Annotated in this window: 9 protein-coding genes; 4 read left to right on the top strand and 5 right to left on the bottom strand. The window is 60.9% G+C overall.

All coding sequences use genetic code 11. The annotated features are described in order from the left end of the window. Window positions 1-83 precede the first annotated feature (83 nt). Genes V7080_RS22520 through V7080_RS22540 form a run of 5 tightly spaced genes read right to left on the bottom strand, consistent with a single transcriptional unit; the run spans window position 84 to window position 3,431 of the window. Entirely contained in the window at window positions 84-689 is a 606-nt protein-coding gene (locus tag V7080_RS22520) for a DUF2946 family protein (protein ID WP_334190618.1), read from the bottom strand. Window positions 690-705: 16 nt separating this feature from the next. Beyond that, entirely contained in the window at window positions 706-1,659 is a 954-nt protein-coding gene (locus tag V7080_RS22525) for a YheT family hydrolase (RefSeq protein ID WP_334190619.1), read from the bottom strand. Further along, on the bottom strand, window positions 1,659-2,234 hold the full coding sequence (locus tag V7080_RS22530) for a YybH family protein (RefSeq protein WP_334190620.1): 576 nt from the start codon (window positions 2,232-2,234) through the stop codon (window positions 1,659-1,661). The genes V7080_RS22525 and V7080_RS22530 overlap by 1 nt, the downstream gene beginning before the upstream one ends. 59 nt (window positions 2,235-2,293) lie before the next feature. Next, window positions 2,294-2,494: a zinc-finger domain-containing protein gene (locus V7080_RS22535; RefSeq protein WP_334190621.1), complete on the bottom strand. Its 201-nt coding sequence runs from the start codon at window positions 2,492-2,494 to the stop codon at window positions 2,294-2,296. A 16-nt stretch (window positions 2,495-2,510) separates the two neighbouring features. Next, window positions 2,511-3,431: a branched-chain amino acid transaminase gene (locus tag V7080_RS22540; protein WP_334190622.1), complete on the bottom strand. Its 921-nt coding sequence runs from the start codon at window positions 3,429-3,431 to the stop codon at window positions 2,511-2,513. A 266-nt stretch (window positions 3,432-3,697) separates the two neighbouring features. Here V7080_RS22540 and V7080_RS22545 point away from each other — a divergent pair, with 266 nt between their 5' ends. The 4 genes from V7080_RS22545 to V7080_RS22560 all read left to right on the top strand — a co-directional run. After that, a complete protein-coding gene (locus tag V7080_RS22545) occupies window positions 3,698-4,462 on the top strand; it encodes an AzlC family ABC transporter permease (RefSeq protein WP_334190623.1) in 765 nt (254 codons plus the stop codon). Continuing rightward, window positions 4,459-4,782, top strand: coding sequence for an AzlD domain-containing protein (locus tag V7080_RS22550; RefSeq protein WP_334190624.1), 324 nt, complete (start codon window positions 4,459-4,461; stop codon window positions 4,780-4,782). The genes V7080_RS22545 and V7080_RS22550 overlap by 4 nt, the downstream gene beginning before the upstream one ends. Before the next feature lie 88 nt (window positions 4,783-4,870). Next, window positions 4,871-6,061, top strand: a complete 1,191-nt coding sequence (locus V7080_RS22555) for a phosphoglycerate kinase (RefSeq protein ID WP_334190625.1) — start codon at window positions 4,871-4,873, stop codon at window positions 6,059-6,061. A 47-nt stretch (window positions 6,062-6,108) separates the two neighbouring features. Continuing rightward, a partial coding sequence (locus V7080_RS22560; protein WP_334190626.1) for a pyruvate kinase occupies window positions 6,109-6,398 on the top strand: 290 nt, incomplete at its 3' end.

Raw genomic sequence — 6,398 nt, forward strand, 5'->3', positions numbered from 1 at the left:
CCCTGTCTATTCTGATGAACATGTCAACAAGATTATTCCGGACACCAGTGCGCCTGCGCGGGAATGACAAGTATGTGTCGACGCTACTTCGCTGCATCCGCCTGCGGCGCCATCACAAATCCGAAAGTCGACGCGATGTCCTGGCTGCGGATGCGGCGCACTGCGATCTCGCGGCCTGCATTGCTCAAGCTTAATCCAGCGCCGTCCTGCTCCTGACCCAGCCACCCGAGCAGCTGCTCGTCCGTCACCGGTTGACCACCCATCCGCATGGCAGCGACACACTGCGCCATGTCCCGGTCATCCACCAGGGCGACGTACTTTCCATTTTTGAGCAGCAAGCGGCCAGCCTCCGTCATCCAGGCTTCTTCAATGTCGCGAAGCGGCTCGCCGGTATGCAGGACGAACCCTTCAGCCGGATCGGTTCGTGCGATGTAGGGAGTGGCTTCAAGGTTGACGTAGACCCGCTGCGGCCCGTTCTGAAAATACCAGCGGCCATGTTCGTCGACGGTGTAATTGCGGTTGATGAAGCCGAGCAGCGCCGCGTTGGCGATCTTGTCACCTGGAAGCTTTTGCGCCTGCGCGCGATCGTCGCGCATCCGCCAGCCGCCGCGCGCATCCAGCGCCAGCCAGCCGAAGCAATGCGGCACGTTGGGCCATTTGGCCATTGCCTGTTTTACGATGTCGTCCATGATGTGTCCCCAAGTGTCAGGCGGCATCCAGGAAAGCGATGATTTTCCGTGGAAGCCAGTTCAGCCTGCCGGATGCCGCGCCGGGCGCGGCGAAGCCGACATGCCCGCCTTGTTCAGGATAGTCCAGCGTGACGTGCCGCGATGCGATTTGGGGCAAATGTTGAGGCGGCAGGAAGGGGTCGTTCTTCGCATTCAACACCAGCGTGCGTACCGTGATGTCCTGCAGCACATGCTTTGCGCTGGCACGATGCCAATAGTCATCGGTATCGCGAAAACCGTGCAGCGGGGCGGTCACGACGTTATCGAATTCATACAGGGTGCGTGCGCCGAGCATGCGGTCGCGGTCGAACAGGTCCGGAAACTGCGCCAGCTTGCGCAGGCATTTCGGTTTCAGGGTTTGCAGGAAAGCGCGGGTATAGACGAGATTGAAGCCTTTTGACAGCGCGGCACCGCCGCCTGCCAGGTCGAGCGGCGCGGAGACTGCGCACGCAGCGTCGACAATATCGGCCCGGTGCTGGGATTCGCCAAGCCATCGCAATAGTGTATTGCCGCCAAGCGATACACCGGCTGCATAAAATCTCGATGGCGGATGCCGGTTGCGTTCGGCTTTCAGGCGACGCACGATCCAGTCGACTTCCGCCGCATCGCCGGAATGATAAAAGCGCGGCGCATGATTCAGCTCACCGGAACAGCCACGGAAATGAGGGACCGCGCCGGACCAGCCGAGCGACGCGGCATGCGCCATCAGTGAACGGGCATAGTGGCTGTCGGACGATCCTTCCAGTCCATGGAACAGCACGATGAAAGGCCGGCCCGGCTTGCCGTCGACAAAGTCCACGTCAATGAAATCATTGTCCGGCGTGTGCCAGCGCTCGCGCCGGTAGGTGACCGCCGGCTTGGCGACGCAGGTCGCCGGAAAAATTGTCTGCAGGTGGCCGCCGGGCAGCCACTTCGGCGGGGCATAGTGCATCAGTGCAGCAGCACCGAGATTGGCGTATCGGACGGCGCGTCGCCCGGTACCACCGAGGCATGATGGCTCACGATCCGCCATCCCTGCGGCGTCTTCATGTAGACGTTGGTGGCGAGGATGTGGATTTCCCGTTGCCGGGAGCTGGTTCGCTGGACCTCTTCGATGACATTGCGCACCGATGTCGTCATGTTCTGGGTGACGTGCAGTTGCACCGGACGGATATGCACGCCGCCCTGCTCGAAGATCTGTTCCCAGGAGCCGCGTATTGCCGAATGGCCGACGAGGCGTGGTGCGCCAGGATGAATGCAGACGATATCTTCTTCATCCGCCCAGACGCTCATCACGCCCTCCAGGTCGGCGCGGCTGATCGCATCGTAGAAAGTGGCTTCGGTATCTTCTACCGTATCGAAATTCTTATTGGTGGCTGGCATGGTGTGCAGCTTCTCCTTTCCATGCGGAAGTGTTGCAAGCAGGCGCGTCGAACGCCTGCGATTGGAGAGAACAGTATAGAGCAACGCCTCCCTGCAGGCGTCGTACTGGCCGAGTCGCCGGATGCGGGCTGGTTGCTGCCGCATCCGGGTCGGAACCTGAGGTCACGACGCCGTGGAAACGTCGCTGCAGCAGGGCGACCGGTTCAGTGGCCCTTGACGACAGTGCCCGGTTTCAAACGATACACCGTCCCGCAGTAGGGGCACTTGCCTTCGCCGTGATCCCCCATATCCAGGTACACGCGCGGATGGGAAGACCAGATGGGCATGGATGGGTTCGGGCAGTACGCCGGCAGATCCTTGCCGTCGAGTTCCACGAAGCTCATTTGCTGAGTTGAATCGTTCATGAGTGTTCCGAATTGATTAGACGAGGGTGAGCCAGTGCTGGTATTGGGGCGCCTTGCCAGCCACGACCTCGAAGAACAGCGACTGGAGTTTTTCCGTCACCGGGCCGCGCTTGCCTTCGCCGATCTGGCGGTTGTCGAGTTCGCGGATCGGCGTGATTTCCGCCGCGGTGCCGGTGAAGAAGGCTTCGTCGCAGCAGTACATTTCATCGCGCGTGATGCGCTTTTCGATCACTTCGATCCCAAGGTCGCGCGCCATGGTCAGCACCGCATCGCGGGTGATGCCGTCCAGGCAGGAGGCGAGGTCGGGTGTGTAGATCTTGCCGTTCTTGATGATGAAGACGTTTTCGCCCGAGCCTTCCGATACATAGCCTTCGGTATCGAGCAGCAGCGCTTCATCGTAGCCGTCGGTCAGCGCTTCCTGGTTGGCGAGGATCGAATTGATGTAGTAGCCGCAGGCCTTGGCGCGCACCAGCGACACGTTCACATGATGGCGGGTGAAGGACGAGGTCTTGACGCGGATGCCTTTCGCCAGGCCTTCTTCGCCGAGGTAGGCGCCCCAGGGCCAGGCGGCGATCGCCACATGGATGGTGTTGCCCTTGGCCGCGATGCCCATTTTTTCCGAGCCGATCCAGACCAGCGGGCGCAGGTAACAGGACTCAAGCTTGTTCTCGCGCACTACCTGGCGCTGCGCTTCCATCACGGTTTCCATGTCGTACGGGATGTTGAGCTGGAAGATCTTGGCCGAATTGAATAGCCGCTGGGTATGTTCCTTGAGGCGGAAGATCGCCGTGCCTTGTGCGGTCTTGTAGGCGCGCACGCCTTCAAAAACGCCCATGCCGTAGTGCAGGGTATGGGTCAGCACATGGACAGTCGCGTCGCGCCAGTCGATCAGCTTGCCATCCTTCCAAATTTTTCCGTCGCGGTCTGCCATGGACATGTCGAAGTCTCCAGTGAGTATTGCAAAGCCGAGATTTTAACGGATTCAGCCGGGCCGGAATATCGCCGGTAGAATAGGCGTCCGATTAAATGCAGGGTATGCAAACCCCTTCCAGCAACCCGCCCGGCAACCGGATGACCAGTGCTTGATTTCAAGGCAATGCCGCGCCATCCGTCCAGCGACCCTCCGCCATCCTGTTCCCGCTTTCCGGCCGTTGCAGGTCGACACGAGGTTGTTGCGTTTCCGAGCGGCCCGCATCTTGTTTTATGAATAACATTCAAACCGATACAGAGCCGCGCGCTATCGCGCAAACGGACGCATTGCTCATCGAACGGCAGGCGTTCAAGGATGGCTTGAAAGCATGCCTGCCGACCATGCCGGGCATTTTTGCTTGGGGCATGGTGACCGGCATGGCCATGGTGAAAGCCGGGATGACCCTTTGGCAGGCGCTCGGCATGACCTTCATCGTATTTGCCGGATCGGCGCAACTCGCCGCCGTGCCCCTGATCGCCGCCAACGTGCCTGTGTCGGTAGTGTTTGTGACGGCGCTAGTCGTGAACCTGCGGTTCGTGATTTTTTCCGCGCTGCTCGGGCCGCATTTTGCCCATCTGCCCTGGTACAAGCGGGTCTGGTATGGCTATTTCAATGCCGACATCACCATGGGCCTTTTCCCGCAACGCTTTCCGGCAAGCTCGATGGATAAGCCGGAAGGCAAGGTTGGCTTCTTCACCGGGATTGGCTATCCCAACTGGTGTGCATGGCAAGCCGGATCGGTGGCCGGCATCCTGCTGGGAAGCCAGATTCCGCCCAGCTGGGGTGTCGGCTACGCCGGCACGCTGGCGCTGCTGGCCATCGCGATTCCGCTGATCGTCAATGCGGCGGCGCTCGCCGGCGTAGTGATCGCAGCCACGGTGGCGATCGCGGCGGCCGGGTTGCCCTATCGGCTCGGGTTGCTGCTGGCGGTCGTCGTCGGCATGTCGGTCGCCATGGCGGTCGACATGGTCCTGGACCGGAAACGGCGGTCCGCATGAACGCCGTCGACACCTGGATCACGATAGGCCTGTTGCTGGTGGCCACGATCGTCACCCGCTGTTCCTTCTTCATCTTCGGCAATGCCGTGAAACTGCCGCCGAAAGTGCAGCATGCGCTGCGCTATGCGCCCGCCGCCGCGCTGGCCGCCATCGTTGCACCCGACCTCGTGCTGAACGGCGGAGCACTCGACCTGACCTGGCACAATCCCAAGCTGTTCGCAGGCATCGGGGCGGCGGTGTTCTTCCTCACCACCCGGCGGCTGCTGGGAACGATCATTGTCGGCATGGTGCTTTTCACCGCTTTGCGCTTACTGATGTAGATCGAATGCGGGCAAAAAACGGGGATTTTGACCGATGCAGTGGGGTAAAATAGCGGTCTTTCCATGTTTTCAATACATTTCGGCAACCATGCAATTCAATCGACTGAGTGACCTGATCGCCCGCAACCAGCTTCAATCCAAACGCGTTTTCATCCGAGCCGACCTCAACGTCCCGCAGGACGACAACGGCAATATCACCGAAGACACCCGCATCCGCGCATCCGTTCCGGCGATTCAGCAGGCACTCAAGGCCGGCGCCGCCGTCATGGTCACCTCCCACCTCGGCCGTCCGACCGAGGGCGAGTTCAAGCCGGAAGACTCGCTGGCGCCGATCGCGGCACGCTTGTCCGAATTGCTGGGCCAGCCGGTCGAGTTGAAGCAGAACTGGGTCGATAGCGTCGATGTCGCGCCGGGCCAGGTGGTGTTGCTGGAAAACTGCCGTGTCAACAAGGGCGAAAAGAAGAACAGCGATGAACTCGCGCAGAAGATGGCGAAGCTGTGCGATGTGTATGTCAACGATGCGTTCGGCACCGCCCACCGAGCGGAGGCCACCACCCACGGCATCGCGAAATTCGCGCCGATCGCCTGCGCCGGACCGCTCCTGGCTGCCGAACTTGACGCGCTCGGCAAGGCGCTCGGCCAGCCGGCGCGCCCGCTAGTGGCCATCGTCGCCGGGTCGAAAGTGTCGACCAAGCTCACCATTCTGAAGACCCTGGCGGAGAAGGTCGACAACCTGATCGTCGGCGGCGGTATTGCAAACACCTTCATGCTGGCTGCCGGCCTCAAGATCGGCAAGTCCCTGGTGGAGGCCGACCTCGTCAACGAAGCGAAGACCATTCTCGACATGATGACGAAACGCGGCGCGTCGGTACCGATCCCGGTGGACGTCGTCTGCGCCAAGGAATTCTCCGCAACCGCGGCTGCCACCGTCAAGGATGTGGCCGACGTGACGGACGACGACATGATTCTCGATATCGGCCCCAGGACTGCGGCGCAACTGGCACAGCAGATCGGCCAGGCCGGCACCATCGTCTGGAACGGCCCGGTCGGCGTATTCGAATTCGACCAGTTCGCCGAAGGCACCAAGACCCTTGCGATGGCCATTGCCGAATCCAAGGGCTTTTCCATCGCCGGCGGCGGCGATACGCTCGCGGCCATCGCGAAATACAACATTGCCGACCGCATCGGCTACATCTCCACTGGCGGCGGCGCCTTCCTTGAATTCCTCGAAGGGAAAACCCTGCCGGCGGTCGACATCCTGCTGCAGCGTGCGAAGTAATCCAGCGGTGACTGCGGCGCTCGCGGTCCCGTCGATAAAGGAAATTCATGAGGCAAAGAGCAACCAAGATCGTTTCCACCATCGGTCCCGCATCGAGCGAGCCCGAGATTCTTACCCGGATGATCGAAGCCGGCGTGGATGTGGTACGGCTCAATTTCTCCCACGGCAAGGCGCAGGACCATATCGACCGCGCCAACCTGGTGCGCCAGATTGCCGCCAAGTGCAACAAGGAAGTCGCCATCATCGCCGACCTGCAAGGTCCGAAGATCCGCGTCGGCAAGTTCGAGAACGGCAAGATCAATCTTGAAAACGGCAGCAAATTCATCCTGGACGCGAA

The organism is Noviherbaspirillum sp. (genome assembly GCF_036846085.1).
Lineage (GTDB): Bacteria > Pseudomonadota > Gammaproteobacteria > Burkholderiales > Burkholderiaceae_D > Noviherbaspirillum.